At 43.4% G+C, this 19,284-nt stretch carries 17 protein-coding genes; 2 read left to right on the top strand and 15 right to left on the bottom strand.

The genetic code is table 11. From position 1 onward, the window contains the following. Positions 1 to 165 precede the first annotated feature (165 nt). From rplT to NHH16_RS02185, 11 genes are all read right to left on the bottom strand, one after another. Entirely contained in the window at positions 166 to 522 is a 357-nt protein-coding gene (gene rplT, locus NHH16_RS02235; RefSeq protein WP_262067969.1) for a 50S ribosomal protein L20, read from the bottom strand. A gap of 33 nt (positions 523 to 555) precedes the next feature. Then, on the bottom strand, positions 556 to 753 hold the full coding sequence (rpmI, locus tag NHH16_RS02230; RefSeq protein WP_262067968.1) for a 50S ribosomal protein L35: 198 nt from the start codon (positions 751 to 753) through the stop codon (positions 556 to 558). A gap of 33 nt (positions 754 to 786) precedes the next feature. Then, the gene (infC, locus tag NHH16_RS02225; protein WP_262067967.1) at positions 787 to 1,281 is read right to left on the bottom strand and encodes a translation initiation factor IF-3; all 495 of its coding nucleotides are present in this window, start codon (positions 1,279 to 1,281) and stop codon (positions 787 to 789) included. A gap of 211 nt (positions 1,282 to 1,492) precedes the next feature. Further along, entirely contained in the window at positions 1,493 to 2,356 is an 864-nt protein-coding gene (locus NHH16_RS02220; RefSeq protein ID WP_262068218.1) for a DegV family protein, read from the bottom strand. A 77-nt stretch (positions 2,357 to 2,433) separates the two neighbouring features. After that, a complete protein-coding gene (locus NHH16_RS02215; protein WP_262067966.1) occupies positions 2,434 to 2,949 on the bottom strand; it encodes a dUTP diphosphatase in 516 nt (171 codons plus the stop codon). Then, positions 2,942 to 3,430, bottom strand: coding sequence for an anaerobic ribonucleoside-triphosphate reductase activating protein (gene nrdG / locus NHH16_RS02210; RefSeq protein WP_262067965.1), 489 nt, complete (start codon positions 3,428 to 3,430; stop codon positions 2,942 to 2,944). The genes NHH16_RS02215 and nrdG overlap by 8 nt, the downstream gene beginning before the upstream one ends. Before the next feature lies 1 nt (position 3,431). Then, complete coding sequence (nrdD, locus tag NHH16_RS02205) at positions 3,432 to 5,564, bottom strand: anaerobic ribonucleoside-triphosphate reductase (RefSeq protein WP_262067964.1); 2,133 nt, start codon at positions 5,562 to 5,564, stop codon at positions 3,432 to 3,434. A gap of 185 nt (positions 5,565 to 5,749) precedes the next feature. Next, positions 5,750 to 7,162 (bottom strand): alanine/glycine:cation symporter family protein, encoded by a 1,413-nt coding sequence (locus NHH16_RS02200; RefSeq protein ID WP_262067963.1) that lies wholly within the window; start codon positions 7,160 to 7,162, stop codon positions 5,750 to 5,752. Between the two features lie 260 nt (positions 7,163 to 7,422). Next, a complete protein-coding gene (locus NHH16_RS02195) occupies positions 7,423 to 8,271 on the bottom strand; it encodes a bifunctional 5,10-methylenetetrahydrofolate dehydrogenase/5,10-methenyltetrahydrofolate cyclohydrolase (protein WP_262067962.1) in 849 nt (282 codons plus the stop codon). Positions 8,272 to 8,284: 13 nt separating this feature from the next. Then, positions 8,285 to 8,914 (bottom strand): cyclodeaminase/cyclohydrolase family protein, encoded by a 630-nt coding sequence (locus NHH16_RS02190; RefSeq protein WP_262067961.1) that lies wholly within the window; start codon positions 8,912 to 8,914, stop codon positions 8,285 to 8,287. Positions 8,915 to 8,930: 16 nt separating this feature from the next. Beyond that, on the bottom strand, positions 8,931 to 9,542 hold the full coding sequence (locus NHH16_RS02185) for a DUF3841 domain-containing protein (RefSeq protein ID WP_262067960.1): 612 nt from the start codon (positions 9,540 to 9,542) through the stop codon (positions 8,931 to 8,933). Between the two features lie 152 nt (positions 9,543 to 9,694). Here NHH16_RS02185 and NHH16_RS02180 point away from each other — a divergent pair, with 152 nt between their 5' ends. Then, positions 9,695 to 12,841: an ABC transporter ATP-binding protein/permease gene (locus tag NHH16_RS02180; protein WP_262067959.1), complete on the top strand. Its 3,147-nt coding sequence runs from the start codon at positions 9,695 to 9,697 to the stop codon at positions 12,839 to 12,841. An 89-nt stretch (positions 12,842 to 12,930) separates the two neighbouring features. Here the strand turns inward: NHH16_RS02180 and lon are convergent, their stop codons facing one another. Continuing rightward, positions 12,931 to 15,201 (bottom strand): endopeptidase La, encoded by a 2,271-nt coding sequence (gene lon, locus NHH16_RS02175; protein WP_262067958.1) that lies wholly within the window; start codon positions 15,199 to 15,201, stop codon positions 12,931 to 12,933. 167 nt (positions 15,202 to 15,368) lie between these two features. On the opposite strand from lon, the gene NHH16_RS02170 reads away from it, so the two are divergent. After that, entirely contained in the window at positions 15,369 to 15,764 is a 396-nt protein-coding gene (locus NHH16_RS02170) for a winged helix-turn-helix transcriptional regulator (protein WP_262067957.1), read from the top strand. A 91-nt stretch (positions 15,765 to 15,855) separates the two neighbouring features. On the opposite strand, the gene metA is transcribed toward NHH16_RS02170, so the two are convergent. The 3 genes from metA to NHH16_RS02155 form a co-directional block, all read right to left on the bottom strand. Further along, on the bottom strand, positions 15,856 to 16,794 hold the full coding sequence (metA, locus tag NHH16_RS02165) for a homoserine O-acetyltransferase MetA (protein ID WP_262067956.1): 939 nt from the start codon (positions 16,792 to 16,794) through the stop codon (positions 15,856 to 15,858). Between the two features lie 12 nt (positions 16,795 to 16,806). Further along, complete coding sequence (gene thrS / locus NHH16_RS02160) at positions 16,807 to 18,732, bottom strand: threonine--tRNA ligase (RefSeq protein WP_262067955.1); 1,926 nt, start codon at positions 18,730 to 18,732, stop codon at positions 16,807 to 16,809. Positions 18,733 to 18,786: 54 nt separating this feature from the next. Next, a partial coding sequence (locus tag NHH16_RS02155) for a hypothetical protein (protein WP_330643424.1) occupies positions 18,787 to 19,284 on the bottom strand: 498 nt, incomplete at its 5' end.

Raw genomic sequence — 19,284 nt, 5'->3', positions numbered from 1 at the left:
CTGCAACTCTCTTTTTTGAGAAACTTGTCGAAGCTACTACTCTTCTTCACTGGTTAATAGTCACTTTATCACATCAAAGCGCCAGTGTCAACCGGAAGCATCACGCTTCGCGAAAAAGACAGCCAGTACCTAAAAGTACTGACTGCCTGAAATCCTATCTTTTATTTAAGCGATTTTTTCTTTCGCAAGCTCTGCTAATACAGCAAAACCTTTCGCATCGTTAACTGCTAATTCAGCTAACATTTTTCTGTTCATCTCCACACCAGCCACTTTCAAGCCGTGCATGAATTTGCTGTAAGAAAGTCCGTTCATTCTTGCCGCTGCATTGATACGAGCAATCCAAAGAGTACGCATTTGGCGTTTTCTTTGCTTTCTACCAGCGTATGAGCTAGCAAGTGCCCGCATAACTGATTGCTTTGCCACACGATATTGCTTCGAACGAGCTCCTCTATATCCTTTTGCTAATTTTAAAACTTTATTATGCTTTCTTTTGGCGTTCATTCCGCCCTTAATTCTTGCCATTGTCTAATCCTCCTTCATCATCTGTACCAAATCTTATAGATACGGTAAAACCTTCTTCATGTTCTTTACGTTTGTTTCATCCGTAATAATTGCTTTTCTAAGATTTCTCTTTCTCTTTGCAGACTTCTTCGTCAGGATATGGCTTTTATATGCTTTCATTCTTTTAAGCTTTCCTGTAGCAGTTTTCTTGAAACGCTTTGCAGCGGCTCTGTTTGTCTTAATTTTTGGCATTGGTATTTCCTCCTTTATTCTATATCGTTGCCCTTACTTCTTCTCCGTCAAAGTCATACTCATACTACGGCCTTCCATCTTTGCCGGTTTTTCAATTGTGGCAATGTCTTCTAGCTTTGCAGCAAAATCGTCAAGAACCACTTTGCTCTTATAGGCATGAGCCATTTCTCTTCCGCGAAAACGTAGCGTAACCTTCACTTTATTACCCTTACCAAGGAACTTTCTCGCATTGTTCATCTTCGTATTGAGGTCATTAGCTTCAATGTTCGGTGAAAGACGAATTTCTTTTAATTCAACCGTCTTCTGCTTCTTCTTGTTTTCTTTGTCTTTTCGGGCAAGCTCATATTTGTATTTTCCGTAGTCAATAATCTTTACTACTGGTGGGTTTGCCTTTGGTGAAATCTTAACCAGATCGAGTTCTGCTTCATCTGCCAACTTCTGGGCATCTCGTGAACTCATCACTCCTAATTGTTCGCCATCGCTACCGATAACACGAACTTCTTTGTCTCTGATTTGACCGTTAATCATTAAATCGCTAATCGCTTTATACCTCCTAAAATAAAAAAAGTGAGTGCAAGGGCACCCACTTCAATATACGCACAAAAAGACGCTTGGTCTTTATCTCGTTATATTTGACGCGTAGTCGCCCGCTTGCGCTACGGTGAGAGTGGATACTCTGCTTTGTTTTGTCTTGACAACATTAATAATCTATCACATTAAGAAAGCCTTGTCAATCCTCTTATCTGAATTCTCCTAAGTTAAACGTGGCCACTACACCTGGGCCAGTATGACCACCGATTACCGTACCGATATTATTAATCAGGATATTCTCAATCCCCATTTCGGTGCGAATAAGATCCGCTACGTAATTAGCATCATCAAGGCAATCTCCATGAGTAATCATAATGATATCATTGCTAATACCTTTCGACTGCTCTTTGGTCATCTCCACGATTCTCTGTAGAGACTGCTTTCTGCCCCGTTTCTTTCCGATGACAGCTAGCTTCCCTTCGTTATCCACATGAATCATCGGCTTAATTTGAATCGCACTACCGATAATTGCCGAAGCCTTCGAAACCCGACCGCCCCGGTGAAGGTGTCCGAGATCATCCACCGTAACATTGTGACATATTCTCAGCTTATTCTCTTCTACCCAGTCTTCCACCTGCTCTAAGGTCTTGCCAGCATTCTTCTGCTTTACTGCATAATAAAGGAGCAAAGCTTCTCCTAAGCACGCACATAAGGAGTCGATCACTACAATTTTCCGCTCCGGAAATTCTTCGCTAAGCTCTTCTGCCGCCATGCGACAGCTGTTACAAGTACCACTAAGGCCCGAACTAAAAGCAATGTGAAGCACATCCTTACCTGCCTCTAGAAGTGGGCGGAAAATTTCTTTTGCCTCTTCCGGATTCACTTGCGACGTCTCCGCCATATGACCTTCCCGTAATTTTGCAAAAAATTCTTTCGGCGATAATCCTGCCATATCTTCATAAGTTTTGCCATCGATTGTATAATGAAGGGGAATAACGGTTATATTTCGTTCTTCTAACCATTCTTTAGGCGCATCTACTGTACTATTACACGTGATTACATAATCATTCATTCTACTCATTGCCTCCATCTGCACATTTACGCCCTTCATTATAATACTTTCTTCTCACAATGACAACACTGAATCCACTACCGCGTGGTACTTCCAAAACCACCATTTCGACTTGTGGCAACATCGTCATCTAAAGTAATGCCATATTCCATAAAGATCCCTTGCATAAAACCGCTACCAGCTTCTAATTCAACCGTCTTCTCCTCGTTGCTATCATTGGTAATCTTTGCAAAGATATGACCCTCGTTATCCGAGAAAAAATAATCACTGTCGATAATCCCCACCGTGTTATTTAACTGTAAGCGGAATTTGAACCCGAGGCCGCTTCTTGGATAACACTGGAGCACCCAGTTTTCCTGCATCTCCACCCGAATACCAGTAGGGATTTTCGCTGTCTTCCCCGGTCTTAACAGAAGCGGTACCGGAGTAAAAAAATCGTAGCCAGCCGACCCCTTCGTTGCCCTTTGTGGCAGCTTAATATCCGCGTAAATCCTTTCAATTTCTTGATCGTCAATCGCCCCGAAAGAGTCCCGAAAGCCCTCTTTAAACTGTTCTAAGGACACCTTGTGAAACTGTCCGATTCGCTTAGTCATACAATACCACCATTCCCACCTCAAGGGTGTTTTTTACATCGATCACCATCTGATTGGCACTGCCTTTCCAGTGTAGCAGCACATCTTTTTTACTCTCTTCAAACTCCCCGTCAACAACTACATCTAAATATTTTACAATTTCATATTCTTTTACCTTATCCCAGGTGTCACCGGTATAAAGCCAAATCGTCTTATCAGGATAACGAGCCTTAATTTCCCTCGCCAGCTCCGTCACATCCGCAATATTCGCTGGATGAAGAGGATCGCCACCGGAAAAGGTTAGTCCACTAACATAGTCCTTATCCAGTTCGTCAAACACCTCTTCCTTCGCTAATCTATCAAAAGGGAGGCCGCCGCTAGGATCCCAGGTAATAGGGTTTTGGCAACCTTTACAGGCGTGCGCACACCCTGCCACCCAAAGCACTACCCGTAGGCCTTCTCCGTTTAACATATCGTCTTTCGTTATATTGTGATATCGCATCCTACATACTAACCCTTTCTGCAATTTCTTCCATCTTCGCCTCGTTAAGACGCGTATCTCCCTTTACCCGGGAGTATGAGAGGTAACCGTTCATCCGCTCTATTTTCGTCAGATTCTTGCTACCGCACTCCGGACACACTTCCATCGAGAGCTCCTCATGTCCACAGTCATCGCAGTAGCTTAAAGAAAGGTTTACCCCTTCATAATAACCCTTATCCATCGCTCTATGGACTAGAGTCTTCATCGCCTGCATATTATAACCGATAGGATATTTTACATACTGAATCTTACCACCGTTACAAAGGTCCCAGAAGCGCCCCTCAAAATCCTGCTTCTGAATGGGCGTAATATCCTCCGTCACGTGACAATGGAAACTGTTACTAATATACTCTCTATCCGAAACATTTTCAATGATACCATACTTTTTGCGGAACTGTTTTACCTGAAGACCGCACAGACTCTCAGCTGGCGTCCCGTAAATCGCGTATAGCCGGCCATCCTCTTGCTTATATTCTTCAATCTTCTCGTTAATATGGCGCATCACGTCTAAGGCAAATTCGCCGTCCTCAGCTAGCGATTTGCGATTATGCAACTGTTGTAACTCATTCAGTGCCGTAATACCAAAAGAAGCCGTGGCTGATTTAAGAAGGGGCTTAATCTTATCATAAAGACCTAACTTACCCCCATAAAAACCGCCTTCACAGTAGGCAAGCGGATTGGTGGAAGCTCGCATCTCTCCTAGGTACGCATAGGTCCGCAAATGCAGCTGTCTGATTAGCTCTAGGTAATAGTCTAAGACTTTATAGAATTCCTTACCCTCTTGCTTAGCCTTCGCGTAAATCATCGGCAAATGCAAGCTAATCGCGCCAATATTGAAGCGGCCAACAAAGACTGGTTGGTCCTGATCATCTGCCGGTGTCATCCCACCTCGCTCATACCAAGGCGAAAGAAAGGCACGACAACCCATCGGGCTAATTACCTTTTTATACTTCTTATACATGCTCGAAACGTAACCTTCACCGGTCAGGCTTAACCAGTCTGGATACATAGTCTTAGCCGAGCACTCAATTCCTGCTTCAAACACATCTTCTAGCGGTTTTCCTGGTCCATGCAACTCTTCATCATATAAAAAGACGATTTTCGGGAAGAGCACCGGGCGCTTATGCCCTTTCTTACCCTGGCCTTCTTTTCGCACTTCTAACATCTTGATGGTTGCTAGCTTACCGAACTTAGTGGTATTAATTCCTGTCGTCACCGTGATAAACGGATAATCTCCGCGACTTGACGAAACGGAATTAAACTTGTACTCCCAGCCCTGGAACCCTTGTTCCATTTCCTTCTCAAGATCTGCCCAAGCCACCTTTTCCACCATATCTTTATCAAGGCCAAGAGCGGTATACTTCTCGATATACTTGTTGTAAGATTTCTCCGCATAAGGTGTTAGGATATCATCTACACTTGGCACCGTAAAACCACCGTATTGCTGAGAAGCCGCACTTAAAACAATATCGCCAATAACATCAAAGGCCGTATCTAGGGTCTTCGGTTCGTTATACCAAAGATTTCCCATTTCAAAACCACCGCTTAGAACTTCCTTAACATCAAAGAGGCAGCAATTCATCGTATCCCGTCTCGCTGACATATCGTGAACGTAAATATAACCATCACGAAGCGCTTGAATCTCTTCAACTGTCAGGAAAAACTTCTTATATAACTCCTTATTGAGCTCATTAAAAATCAGGCTCCGCTTGGTAGATACCAAAGCACTGTCCGTATTACTATTTTCTTTATCCCCAATGTACATAATCGACTGACTTTTCTTATAGACATCGTCAAGCATCTGCACAAAATCTTGCTTATAATTACGGTAATCTCGGTAGCTCTTAGCCACCGTGGCATTTACCCGCTCAAGCGCCCCTTCCACCACGTTGTGCATCTCCGCAATCGGAATCTCCACTTCGCCCATGGAATCCACCTGCTCTTCCACAAACTTGCAGATAAAGCCCAACTCTTCATCTGTAAATTTAATTAAAGCTCGGTAAGCTGATTTATTAACCGCTACCACTACTTTTTGTACATTAAAATCTTCCTTTGTTCCATCTTTCTTAATAATCCATACATCTTTCTCTAACATACCGTTTCCTTCTCCATTTCTTCTATATCTAGTGATATGCAACTTAAAAATCACAATATCGTGTGTTCTTTCTAATACTATCAAACTCAGATAAACACGTCAACGATTCTAGGCGATTTTAAATATTAAAAAAGCATAAAAAAAGTGCCTCTGCCCAAGGCAAAAGCACTTTTAAAACAAACAACTTAAACTGCATTCATAGCACTCTCTTTAGAGTCATCAATAATCGGTACTGGTGTTGTATCCTTCTTATCAAGATCGTTGATATACTCTTTCGTCGTTCTGGCTATATCATTAGATAGGAGCAAGATCGCCACCAAGTTCGGGATTGCCATTAAAGCGTTTAACGTATCCGCAATTAACCATACTAGATCAAGGGCAACTACTGGTGCAATCGCCGCTACCGCAATATAAATTATCCGATAAACCAGCAATACTCTACTACCAGCAAAGTATTCCACACAACGCTCACCGTAGTAAGCCCAACCAAGAATAGTCGAATATGCGAAAGAAATAATACCTAAGGTTAAAATAATTGGTCCAAGATAAGGAATCTGTTGGAAAGCCAGTGATGTTAAAACACCACCATTAGAAACTTCATCAGCATTGATGGTTGGGTTCTTCATAATTGTGGAAACCAGTACTAGACCGGTCATCAAACAAACGACTACTGTATCCCAGAAAGTACCTGTAGAAGATACTAATGCCTGACGAACAGGGTTTCTTGTCTGAGCAGCTGCGGCGGCGATTGGCGCCGAACCCATACCAGACTCATTTGAGAACAACCCTCTAGCAACTCCGTAACGCATCGCTGCCATCAAACCACCACCTACAAGACCACCAGCAGCGGCTCCAGGTGTAAAGGCCAACTTACAAATCGTTGCAATAGCTGGGCCGATAAAGTCATAGTTCATAACTAAGATAATCAAACAGCCAATCACATAGAAAATAGCCATAAACGGAACTAACTTCTCACATACTTTAGCGATTGATTTGATTCCCCCGAAGATAACGACAGCTGTTAGAATTGCAATAGCCACACCAACAATCCAACCAGGAACGCCTAAGTTCTCATCAAGAACCGTTGCAATTGCATTAACCTGTGTTGCACAACCGATACCAAAAGATGCCAAACCACCAAAGATTGCAAAGAGTAAACCTAACCATTTCATGTTAAGGCCACGTTCTAGAGCGTACATCGCTCCACCTTGCATACGACCATCTTTCGTCTTAACCCGGTACTTAACAGCGATTAAAGACTCCGCATACTTTGTAGCGATTCCGAATACGCCAGTCAGCCAGCACCACAGTACCGCTCCTGGTCCACCAAGCGCAATCGCGGTCCCCACACCGATAATATTACCGGTACCAATCGTTGCTGCTAAAGCGGTGGTTAGTGCGCCAAACTGAGAAACCTCACCTTCGGCATCAGGGTCAGCGGTAACCGATAACTTAATACCTTTAGAAACCGTCTTCACCTGAATGAAGCCCAAACGGAATGTCATAAAGAGATGGGTACCAAATAAAAGGATAATCATTGGCCAGCCCCACACCACTCCATTAATAGCGCCTACTGCATTATTAATAGCATCAAACATAAACTTCCTCCTTCTCTCAATTAAATGATTACACTCTAATAACTACCCTCAGTTTATTATATTTTTCTTAATATTGCAACTTCTTACTAAAACGAATACACAATTTCATCACAATTCACAAATAGTTTGTTAATATTCCGACACACTCAACTGTAATTATTTAATAACCTGTTGCAAATTGACGGTTTCAGTCTTTAAAGTTTGTTAATTTTTTCTTAATGTTTTGCATTTTTTGGTACAATTGCCTACAATTCTCTTTCTTAGCTCAAAGAAAAAGCCGCTTGAATCGTATGGCTTGCTAATACCGAGGTGGTCACACTCCCGGCGCCGCCAGGAACAGGACTGATAAAAGAAGCCTTCGGCTCTACCTCGTCAAAATCCACATCACCGATGAGTTTGCCTTCTGCATTCACATTAATCCCCACATCCACTACCACTGCTCCCTCTTTTATCATCGAAGCTTTCACCAGTTTTGCTACCCCTACTGCCACCACGAGGATATCGGCTCTACGAAGAACCTGATCTAAATCCTTCGTCTTTGAATGACAGATTGTCACCGTGGCGTTTTCTCCTAACAGGAGGATAGAAAGAGGCTTGCCCACAACCGTGCTGCGCCCAAGGACCACCACGTTTTTTCCCGCGATTTGGATGCCGTAATGCTTAAGCAGCAAGACCGCACCTTCCGCCGTACAAGGCGCGTAGCCGGTATGATCGCCGCTAAACACCTTGCCCATATTCGTCGTGCACATCCCATCTACATCTTTTAATGGATTAATATTGGCTTTCACAAAGTCTTCGTCCAGTTGTTTGGGTAAGGGCTGAAACACTAAGATTCCGTGAACTTCCGGGTCTTCATTAAGCTCCAAGAAAGCACTTTCGAATTCCCCTTTCTCTACGTCCTTAGGAAAAGCGCACACTCGAATAGCCACACCGGCGCCTTCGCAGCGTTTAATCGCTCCTCTTTCATAAGCCATATCATCGGGACTTTCACCCACTCGCACAATCGCTAGTGTTGGTGTTACCCCTTTCGCCTTAAGCTCCCCCGCCTGGGTATACAGCCCTTCTTTCATGGCTTTTGCCACTTCCATGCCCTTCATCAGTGTACTCATGTCTTTTGCTCCTTTACTTTCCAATTTTCTTATCCACCAAACTACAAACTACATCTCTAATCTCCTTAGAGCGCTGAATCATCCGCCGAGTAGTGTGGTTAAATTCTTCCTTAACGTATTCATCGGTCATCGCTTTTGTATTGATAAAGATATTAAGGGATGCGGTCTCAAGAGCCGCCTGTCCTAATAGCGCCGCCGCTCCTACATCACTTACCGCTAAAGTACTGCCATTCTTTGCTAAAAACTCCAGACGCATAAGAATATGTAACATTTCCTCCATCATTGCCATTGGCGCCTCGCACGCCGTACGCAGAGCCACCTCCATCACCTCTTGCTTTTCTTGCTTCTGTTCTAGTGTCTCCACCGGCATACCATACGCTTTAGAAAGCGGCAAGAAGCCAGCAGCATCCTCATCCACCAAATGGATTAACTTCTTTTTATGGTTTTCAATCTCTTCTAAGATTGTAATCACTTCCTCTTCCACAAAGGCGTATTTCTTCTTACCAATCGTTAAGTTACAAACCATTTGCCCTAAGGCACCGCTTAACGCGCCTACTAGAGCCGCTGCGCCGCCGCCGCCTGGCACCGGTTCCTTTGAGGATAACTGTTCAATAAATTCTATTGCTGTCTGTTCTAACATCATCTTTTATCTTTCTCCTTTACATTTTCCCTGGGGTTGTTCCTTCTATTAATTCGCCGGGGCGGACAATTTCCTTCACCCACTCTGCCTTTATCTCCCAAATATTGCCACACACATTGAAGATGGTCCACTTATCAATTTCAAACACACGCTCCCAGCTCTCTTTAATTCGCTGCTCTTCTTCCGGATACTTTCCTTTTAGCTTACCGACCAAAAAGTCAAACCGACTGCTAGCGCCCAAGGCTTTTATATGCTCACCATAAGCTGCGCCATCCTCCTCGTCCTTAGGAATATAAATCCGATTTAAGACAAAGTCCCACTTATATTCGTCAAAATACACCACTTGAGACTGGGGCACCTCTAGCACATACACCACTGTGCCTTCAATCGGTCGCAAACAGTTCGCCTTATCAATGGAGCACCAAATCGAAGCCTCCACGTCCTCGGGCTTTGGCACTCTTCGCGCCGCCTCTTTTGTAAACCAGTCGTAGGATTCTAAAAACAAGGGCGCAATATCGCCAAAATGCATCTCCACATAGCGGCGATTATTAATAATTCGTCCGTCTCTTTCTAGGGCCAAAAGCGTCTTGTCATTCTGTCTCGTATAAAGTTTCACCGTTTTTTCTTCCATAATATAACACCTCCCGAAGCACTCCTTCCCCATTATTATACTGCATTTCGTGAATTATTGGTGAATTATTCCTGATAATCGTTGTCATTATTTCTCACAAAACCTATAATAGAAAGTTAGAAGACTAATTATTTTTTTAATCAGGAGTGTATATGCTAAAAATAACCGATATCCATAAATCCTACGAAACCGCCGGTTTTGTACAAAAAGCTCTAGACGGTGTTTCTGTCACCTTTAGAAGCAATGAATTTGCTGCTATTTTAGGTCCTTCTGGCTCTGGCAAGACCACCCTTCTAAATGTTATCGGCGGCCTTGATCATTACGATAGCGGCGACTTAGAGATTGACGGAATCTCCACTAAGAAATATAAAGATAAAGACTGGGACGCCTACCGCAATAACCGGATCGGCTTCGTCTTTCAAAGCTATAACCTAATCCCCCACCAAACCGTCTTAGCAAACGTCGAGCTAGCCCTAACTCTAAGCGGTGTTTCTCGAAAAGAGCGCCGAGAACGGGCCAAGGAAGCTTTAGCTGAGGTGGGGCTTGCGGACCACATTCGAAAGCTCCCTAGCCAACTAAGCGGCGGTCAAATGCAGCGGGTAGCGATTGCTAGAGCGCTGATTAATGACCCCGAAATTCTCTTAGCCGATGAACCAACTGGGGCTCTTGATACCAAGACCAGCACCCAGGTTATGGACCTGCTTACGCAGATTGCCAAGAACCGGCTCGTCGTCATGGTCACCCACAACAATGAACTAGCTGAGGATTACGCTACCAGAATTATTAACCTTAAGGACGGACAGATTCAATCCGATACCGATCCCTATACCCCTGGCGAAAACGAAACGCCTATAGGCGAACCGCCCAGGAAGGTGCGGATGTCCTTTTTGACCTCCGTCGCCCTCTCCTTCAGTAATCTTAAAAGCAAGCTAGGGCGTTCCTTTATGATTGCTCTGGCAGGCTCCATTGGGATTATCGGCATTGCGGCGATTCTCGCCCTTGCCAACGGCATCAACGATTATATAGTCGGGATTGAACAAGATACCATGAGCCTTTATCCCCTTACGATTCAAGAATCCGGTCTGGACCTATCAAGCCTTTTAGGCGAAGGCGCTAGTGAAAGCGAGGAAAAAAATGAGACCAAGGAGACTGCCAATACCAACGATACCGAAGTAACCGCCGAACAAAAACCGGTTCGGGAGTGGAATTTTGTAGAGTCCATCTTTAATTCCCGAAGCCAAAACGACTTAAAAAGCTTAAAGACATATATAGAAAACAACGAGAAGAAAATTAAGCCCTATACCAAAAGCATTGAATATAAGTATAACGTTACCCCTCAGATTTACTTACCGGACACCGATACCGAGATAGCCCAGGTAAATCCCGATACACTGATGAATACCTACACCGGCGGCGATACCGGCATGAGCCAGATGTTTAGCTTCGGCTTTAGTACTGGCACCAGCATTTTCTCCCAACTTCCTACAGATGCGAAGATGTATGAGGATCAATACGATGTTAAAGCCGGGCGCTGGCCAGAAGGGGCTGATGAAGCCGTACTCGTACTAGGTCATGGCGGAAGCATCTCTGATTACACTCTCTACTGCTTAGGTCTTCGCGACCGGCAAGAGCTAAAAGAGATGCTTGAGATTTTTGCCACCAATAAGGATGAGGATATCGAAGTCGATAGTAAGCAGCCAAACTATACGTATCAGCAGCTGATGGAGCCTACTTTTAAAGTCGTAAATCCCAGTGACCAATATACGTATGACGAAGAATACAAGGTTTGGATTAACCGCGCCGATAACGCAAAACACATGGAGAGCGTTTTCGAAAAAAGCATGGATCTAAAGATTGTCGGCGTCGTCGAGCCTTTAGAAGACTCAAGCTCTGCCCTTTTGACCATCGGGGTTAACTACACCCCCGATCTGGTGGATACTTTAATGAGGGGGGCCGCTACAAGTGATATCGTCAAGAAACAGCTAGCCTCACCCGAAATCAATGTCTTAACTGGCAAAACCTTTGCCGATGAAAATGCGGAGGAACCTGCTAGCCTAACCGATTTTATCACGGTTAATGAAGATAAAATTAGAGCAGCCTTTAACGTAGACACTTCCAAGTTAAATATGGACTTTAATGCCCTTAATAATATTACCCTTGATACTTCTGGTCTGGCTCTGCCGGCTCTTAACTTACAAGAGCTTACTGATGCCCTCGCTGGACAGGTAAATATTCCAACGGAAGCTCTAACGGCTATTCTTGACAACTTAATGCTGGACTTTATCGATTACGCGGCTGATAAAGGCGCAACTACTCCTGAAGATATCATAGCGCTTTTTCCTGAGTACATCGCCCTGCCAGAAGTTCAGGAAAAACTAAACCAAGAGATTAGTACCGTGGTTGCTGATTCTCAGATTCAGGAAAAGGTAACAGGAATCCTACAAAACTACTTAAGTACCACCGTGGGATCCTATCTCCAGAATGCCCTAACTACAATCCAGACACAACTAGCTGGACAAATTGCTGGGCAGCTACAAGCGGCGCTTAGCACCTTGCCCGCCCAAATGCAAAACGCTTTAAGCATCGACCAAGAAATGCTGACCTCTGCTTTCGAAATGAAAGCTTCCGAGGAAGACATTATGGAGCTGATGAACGCCTTGATGAACCCAACCAGAAGCACTCTGGAAAACAATCTAACCACTCTCGGCTATGCAGACCCTGAGGCACCCTCACAGATAAACCTTTATTCAAAAGATTTTAAATCCAAGGAAAGTGTGGATACCTTCCTGAAAAATTATAACGCTGAAATGGAACAAAGCGGCGCTGACGACAAAGTCATCAGCTACACCGATTTGGTCGGCACCATGATGTCTTCCGTTACCTCCATCGTAGATACGATTAGCTACGCGTTAATCGCCTTTGTCTCCATCTCCCTCGTGGTCTCTTCCATAATGATCGGTGTCATCACCTATATCTCCGTGCTAGAACGGAAGAAGGAAATCGGCATCCTTCGGGCCATCGGTGCTAGCAAGGGCAATATCCGTACTGTCTTTAACGCCGAGACCTTAATTATCGGCTTCGTCGCCGGCGCACTCGGTATTGGCATCACTTACATTATGAGCTTTATCGCCAATATCATCGTTTATAACCGCTTGGATATTAAGAACATTACGAATCTACCAATTACGGCGGCCTTCGTCCTTATTCTTATCAGTATGTTCCTGGCCTTTATCTCTGGCCTAATACCGTCTTCGGCAGCAGCTAGAAAAGATCCGGTAGAGGCCCTTCGAAGTGAATAAAAGCAATATAAATTTAAAACAGCGAGCTATTCTATAAATCTTAGAATAATTCGCTGTTTTTTTTCGATGATAATATATTATCTACTTTTCTATCCCAGAGCAATCCCTAAGACTTCATCAATGGTTTTTACCGTTTTGATTTCTAACTTATCTTTAACCTCATCGTCAACATCTTCCAAATCAATTTCATTATCATCGGGAATCAATACCGTCGTTACTCCCGCTCGCTGAGCTGCCATCAGTTTTTCCGGAAGACCACCAATCGGCATTACCTTCCCTCTTAGGGAGATTTCACCGGTCATAGCCAGTTCTGGTGATATCGCTTTTCCTTGAATAAGTGACGCTAGTGCAGTAGTTAAGGTGATTCCCGCCGAAGGGCCATCCTTTTTCACAGCACCTTCAGGAATATGAATGTGAAGATCATTTTCCTTGAACAAATCCGCCTTATCTGGATAGATGGACTTAACCAAGCTAATTGCAACTTTTACCGATTCTTCCATAACGCTCTCTAGCTGTCCGGTAATAATCACTTTACCGTTTCCTGGAGTAAACATGGTCTCGATAAACAAAATGTCACCACCAGCGGCTGTCCAGGCAAGCCCTGTTACAATCCCCGGTTTCTTCTCTTTGATTATCTTTCCATGTCTAATCGGTTTTGCATCCAGATACGCTTTCACATTGTCTACTGTTACTGTGATTTTGTCTTCCGTTCCCTTTACTAGCTCAACCGCGGTAATCCGGCACAGTGTATCTAATCTCTTTTTCAGTCCTCTTACTCCCGATTCCATCGTATAGTTTTCAATAATGCTCATTAGGGCATCATCTGTTATCTCCAAATGTTTCTCATTTACACCCATTGCCTTCATTGCTTTCGGAAGCAAATGCTTTCTGGCAATCTGGAACTTATCCGTAGCCGTATAACCTTGGAACTGAATCACTTCCATCCGGTTAAGTAGAGGCTCGGGAATCGTCTCTAGAGAGTTAGCAGTACAGATAAACATAACGTTTGATAGATCATAAGGAACGTTCATGTAGTGATCCGTAAACGTATGGTTTTGTTCTGGGTCTAGCACCTCTAACAGCGCACTGGCCGGATCTCCGTGATAAGAAGAAGCGATTTTATCCACCTCGTCTAAGACTACCACCGGATTAGACACCCCACTTTTACTGATTCCATCCATAATTCGTCCCGGCATCGCCCCGATATAGGTACGTCGATGTCCTCTAATATCCGCCTCATCTCGTACCCCGCCTAGACTTACACGCACGTATTCGCGCTTAAGCGCCTTAGCGATATTTTGTCCAATACTTGTCTTTCCTGTTCCAGGAGCACCAATAAAGAGTAAAATAGAACCCGATTGCTTCTTCTTTAGATTCATAACCGCAATCTGTTGAATCACGCGGTCCTTCACCTTTTCCATACCAAAGTGCTCTTCATCTAGGACTTCACTGGCATAATCCAAATCAATCTTCTTCGCCTTCTCTGTCTCCCAAGATAAGCCGGTTACGAAGTCTAAGTAATCGTACAAAATACCGTACTCACTGCTATTCTGGCCTTCTTGCTTCATACGGTTCAAAACCTTATTCGCTTCTTTTCTCGCAACGTCATTCATCTTCGAAGCTTCGATTTTCTTCTGAAACTTCTGAATATCCGATACATTCTCCGGATGCATCTCATCTAGTTCTTTCTGTAGATAATCCATCTGTTTCTTAATGGCCGACTCTCGGTATAATTTCTGATAATCCTTATTCGTCACCTCATTAGCTTCTTGATTCAGATTGGCAATTTCTAAGGCTTCATATAAAACTTTTTCAATCATCTGCGAACGCGTTAACTTACTGTCCTCGCGAATAATCTCGTAGCGCTCTTCATTACTTAAGGTTAGCCACATAGAAACAGAAGAGGCAATCTGTTCAAAAGAAGTCCAGCGAGCTAACACGACCGCCGCCATTTGTCCTCCTTGAAACTGCTTAGCATAATCTAATGTAGCTGCTTTTATCTGACGTAGTCTCCCCTTAAGCTCCTCTTCGTCGATATCATTTACATCTTCTCTTTTACTGATTGATAATTCGATGTCACCATTTTTCCCAATGTAGACATCATCAATATTCACTCTTTTCTCAGTTTCAATGGCTGTATAGTTTTCAAATTGAGATTTCCCTACAACACCAGAGACACCGACCTGATAAAAGCTCTCAGCATTTAGCGTTTCCTCTGTTTCCGGCTTTTTTAAAAGCAGTAAGATTACTTTCTCTCCTTCTTTAATCTCCTGTAGATTCTTTTCACTTATTTCATCATTTAGGATATAAGTTGTCGCCTCCGGCAAAACTAATTTATTATAGACAGGTATAACTATCATTTAAACTCCTCCAATTTTAATTTATTCCAAAAGCTTGCTTTCTCTTGGTATATTTATTATACTAAGCTTAAATTCTTTTACAAGTACGCAATTATTTTTGACTTAGTATAGTGTTCTATACCAAGTATAACAGTTGTAACTAAGAGCTAGTTTATGGAGGAATCAAGATGGATGTCAAAAAAATGATACAGAACATGACCTATGAGGAGTTTATCCATAGCTTTCATTCTGCTCAGCCAGAAATCTGCGATAAAACTCAAGAAAACGGTGATTGCGAAATGATGCACGCCCTACAAATCCTCAGCGGAAAATGGCGAATGTCGGTAATTTACGAGCTTTCTAAGCAAAAAGCTTACCGTTTCGGGCAGTTAAAACGAGCGATTCCTGGAATTACCAACACCATGCTGACAACGATTCTTCGAGAATTAGAGGAATATCGTATTGTCTCTAGAAAGCAGTTTAACGAAATCCCCCCTCACGTTGAATACTCTCTCACCCAGAAGGGAAAGGATTTATTCCCACTCTTTTTTGAGATGATTAAGTGGAGTGCAAAATACTCTTAATTTATACGCTAACCGAAAGCGCCACCCTTGGCGCAAAAAAAGCGACAGGGCGCCGAACGCCACTGTCGCTTTTAAAGTTTTAAGTGATTAACTACCGTTTCAGACCATTAAAATCAGGCGCACCAACGAAATCAAACGGAGTTATCTGATAGACGTAGTAATTAAGCCAATTGTTATATAAATGGTCACAATGGGACCGCCAGGTAAGCAGCGGCTTATTTTCCGGGTCATCGTCAGGATAGTAATTAACCGGCACCTTGATTGGTAAGCCTTTGGCTAAGTCTCTTTTATACTCACCATCTAGTGTTAAACGGTCGTACTCTGGATGACCGGCGACAAAGATTTGTCTCCCGCCCTCAGCCATAATCAAATGAGCTCCTGATTCCCGTGATTCTGCCATTAACGTCAGGTCTTTATGAGCCTTCACTTCGTCTAAAGAAACCGTAGTATAGCGTGAATGAGGTGCCAAGAACACATCGTCAAAACCACGAACCAAGGGATACTTGCGGTTAAGAACCCGGTGTTTAAAAACGCCAAAGAGCTTTTCTTCCAGAAGTTTCTTTTGGATGCCGTAGTGGTAATAAAGACCAGCCTGGGCACCCCAGCAGATATGCATGGTACTGGTGACATTGGTCTTCGTCCAGTCCATGATTTTTGTCAATTCATCCCAATAATCCACCTCTTCAAAAGGCAGTTGTTCTACCGGCGCACCGGTAATAATGAAACCGTCGAATTTTTCATCTTTAATCTCTGCATACGTTCGGTAGAACTTATTTAGATGACTCGTTGACGTGTTCTTTGATTCATGAGTCGACATGCTCACAAAATGAACGTCTATCTGTAGCGGCGTGTTGGACATACAACGAAGAATTTGTAGCTCCGTCTCTTCTTTTAACGGCATCAGATTAAGCATCCCGATTTTGATTGGACGAATATCCTGATGGGTCGCTCTGTGCTCGTCCATCACGAAAATATTTTCTTTCTCTAAGATTTCTCTAACCGGCAGATCATTTTGTACACGAATCGGCATATTTTACCCCTCTTAATCTTCTTTTACTACTTCTCTAATCTCTTTACTAGCGATTTCCGAAAGAATTCCGCTAACGAAATCGTCAAGACGCTTGCCACCTTCATCACCAGCAAAACGACTACGTACAGAAACCGTCTCTTCCTCTTCTTCCTTGGCACCTACCACCAACATATAAGGTACTTTTTTCATCTGCGCGCTCCGGATTTTATAACCGATTTTCTCGGCACGGGTATCGATTTCTGCGCGAATACCATGCTTTAGAAGCTCTTTTAACACCTTTTCACCGTAATCTTTGAACTTATCGGAAATCGGCAGAATTTTTACTTGAACTGGGGCTAACCATGTTGGGAAAGCTCCGGCAAAATGCTCGATCAAGATTCCAATAAAGCGCTCGATGGAGCCAAACGCTACTCGGTGAATCATAATCGGACGATGTTTTTCGCCGTCGTCACCTGTATATTCCAGTTCAAAACGCTGAGGCATCTGCATATCTAATTGAATGGTTCCACACTGCCAAGTTCTACCTAGAGAGTCCTCTAGATGGAAGTCTATTTTAGGTCCGTAGAAGGCACCGTCGCCTTCGTTAACCACATAATCTAGTTCCATTTCATCGAGAGCGTCACGCAGGCCTTTGGTGGTCATTTCCCAATCTTCATCACTACCCATACTGTCTTCTGGGCGAGTAGAAAGCTCCACATGGTATTTAAAGCCAAACAGGCTATACACTTCATCAATTAACCTGGTTACCCCTTTGATTTCATCTTTAATCTGCTCTGGCGTCATATAGATATGGGCGTCGTCTTGAGTGAAGCAACGTACCCTAAAGAGACCGTGAAGTGCACCTGATTTTTCGTGGCGATGAACTAGGCCAAGCTCTGCCATTCTTAGCGGGAACTCACGGTATGAATGAGGTTCGTGCTTATAGGTAAGCATCGCTCCCGGACAGTTCATTGGCTTAACAGCGTACTCTTCATCATCAATCGTAGTTGTATACATATTATCTTTGTAGTGATCCCAGTGTCCACTGGTGAGCCAGAGCTCCTTATTAAGGATAATCGGCGTGTTAATCTCCACATACCCTTCTCTAGTGTGCAACTGCCGCCAGTATTCTAGAAGGGTATTCTTAAGGAGCATACCGTGAGGAAGGAAAAACGGAAAGCCCGGTCCTTCATCTCGCATCATAAATAAGTCTAGCTCTTTTCCTAGCTTTCTGTGGTCACGTTTTTTGGCTTCTTCAATTCGCTCTATATATTCTTCTAGCTGAGCCTTCTTCGGGAAAGAAGTGCCGTAAATTCTTGTCAGCATTTGGCGATGCTCGTCGCCGCGCCAGTACGCTCCGGCAAGAGACGTCAACTTAAAGGCCTTTACTTGCTTGGTGCTCATTAAATGAGGTCCAGCACAAAGATCAACAAACTCCCCTTGCTGATAAAAGCTTATAATAGCATCTTCTGGCAGATCTTCAATTAGCTCTACCTTATAGGGTTCATTTTTCTCCTTAAAGAAGGCGATAGCCTCATCTCTTGGCTTGGTAAAACGGGTAATTTTTAAGTTCTCCTTAACGATTTTTTTCATCTCGGCTTCAATTTTCTCTAGATCTTCTTCAAGGAAAGGCTCATCCTTTTCCATGTCGTAGTAAAAGCCGTTCTCAATCGCTGGTCCAATTGCTAACTTCGTCTCTGGCCAAATTCTCTGTACTGCTTGAGCCATAATATGAGCCGAAGTATGATGAAACGCATGAGCACCATCCTCAGAATCAAAGGTAAGAATCTCTAACTCCGCATCTTCACTTACTTCATCTCGCAAATCCACTAGCTCGCCGTTTACCTTACCAGCCGTTGCCATTCTTGCAAGGCCTTCACTAATATCGCTGGCAATTTCATAGACTGACATTGCTTTTTCATACTCTTTTACTGATCCGTCTTTTAAAGTAATCTTCATCTTTTTTATAGCAAGGATACCCCATCTAAAACTTAGGTGGGGAGGAATTGCATCCTATGCTAGTCTCCTTTCTGTTAATAGAGAGCTCCTCTGCTCTAACAATCTTATTTTTTTGTATCCAACGCTCTTATGGATGCTCGTACCGTCTAATAAACGGATGTCAAAATATCCTGAACTCCGTCTGCCAAATACAAAACATTCTTTGTCTTCGAACTTTACTTTGTCGAACAACTGAAAGCCTTGTACATATCGAGGTGCTTGATTATTCTTACGTACACCCTTCTTAGGGTTTGCCTTATGCAAGCTGCGGTTATTACATCTAACGAACTTTTGATTATAAACAACGCCCAAAGGTTCTGCTAACGGATTATCACTAATGCATCTTGCGTCAACGGCATGAGTTTTCTCTAAGCCATTGTTTATCCGCACGTACTTTGTGATATATCCGTAAGTCATACTTACATTTGGATACATCTCCTTTAGCTTGTTGAAAAAGGCCCATCGCATAATCCCCATAAAAGCAGCATCTCGAAAAGATGCTCCTCTCTTTAG

Origin of the sequence: Ohessyouella blattaphilus, from assembly GCF_024721265.1 — a bacterium.
GTDB lineage: Bacteria > Bacillota > Clostridia > Lachnospirales > Lachnospiraceae > Aequitasia > Aequitasia blattaphilus_A.
This window is presented reverse-complemented; position numbering and strand designations above follow the sequence as displayed.

Bases quoted from the DNA above. Each gene is read 5' to 3' on its own strand.
- rplT (WP_262067969.1), bottom strand. From the start codon at position 522: ATGGCAAGAATTAAGGGCGGAATGAACGCCAAAAGAAAGCATAATAAA.
- rpmI (WP_262067968.1), bottom strand. From the start codon at position 753: ATGCCAAAAATTAAGACAAACAGAGCCGCTGCAAAGCGTTTCAAGAAA.
- infC (WP_262067967.1), bottom strand. From the start codon at position 1,281: ATGATTAACGGTCAAATCAGAGACAAAGAAGTTCGTGTTATCGGTAGC.
- NHH16_RS02220 (WP_262068218.1), bottom strand. From the start codon at position 2,356: ATGAATGATTATGTAATCACGTGTAATAGTACAGTAGATGCGCCTAAA.
- NHH16_RS02215 (WP_262067966.1), bottom strand. From the start codon at position 2,949: ATGACTAAGCGAATCGGACAGTTTCACAAGGTGTCCTTAGAACAGTTT.
- nrdG (WP_262067965.1), bottom strand. From the start codon at position 3,430: ATGCGATATCACAATATAACGAAAGACGATATGTTAAACGGAGAAGGC.
- nrdD (WP_262067964.1), bottom strand. From the start codon at position 5,564: ATGTTAGAGAAAGATGTATGGATTATTAAGAAAGATGGAACAAAGGAA.
- NHH16_RS02200 (WP_262067963.1), bottom strand. From the start codon at position 7,162: ATGTTTGATGCTATTAATAATGCAGTAGGCGCTATTAATGGAGTGGTG.
- NHH16_RS02195 (WP_262067962.1), bottom strand. From the start codon at position 8,271: ATGAGTACACTGATGAAGGGCATGGAAGTGGCAAAAGCCATGAAAGAA.
- NHH16_RS02190 (WP_262067961.1), bottom strand. From the start codon at position 8,914: ATGATGTTAGAACAGACAGCAATAGAATTTATTGAACAGTTATCCTCA.
- NHH16_RS02185 (WP_262067960.1), bottom strand. From the start codon at position 9,542: ATGGAAGAAAAAACGGTGAAACTTTATACGAGACAGAATGACAAGACG.
- NHH16_RS02180 (WP_262067959.1), top strand. From the start codon at position 9,695: ATGCTAAAAATAACCGATATCCATAAATCCTACGAAACCGCCGGTTTT.
- lon (WP_262067958.1), bottom strand. From the start codon at position 15,201: ATGATAGTTATACCTGTCTATAATAAATTAGTTTTGCCGGAGGCGACA.
- NHH16_RS02170 (WP_262067957.1), top strand. From the start codon at position 15,369: ATGGATGTCAAAAAAATGATACAGAACATGACCTATGAGGAGTTTATC.
- metA (WP_262067956.1), bottom strand. From the start codon at position 16,794: ATGCCGATTCGTGTACAAAATGATCTGCCGGTTAGAGAAATCTTAGAG.
- thrS (WP_262067955.1), bottom strand. From the start codon at position 18,732: ATGAAGATTACTTTAAAAGACGGATCAGTAAAAGAGTATGAAAAAGCA.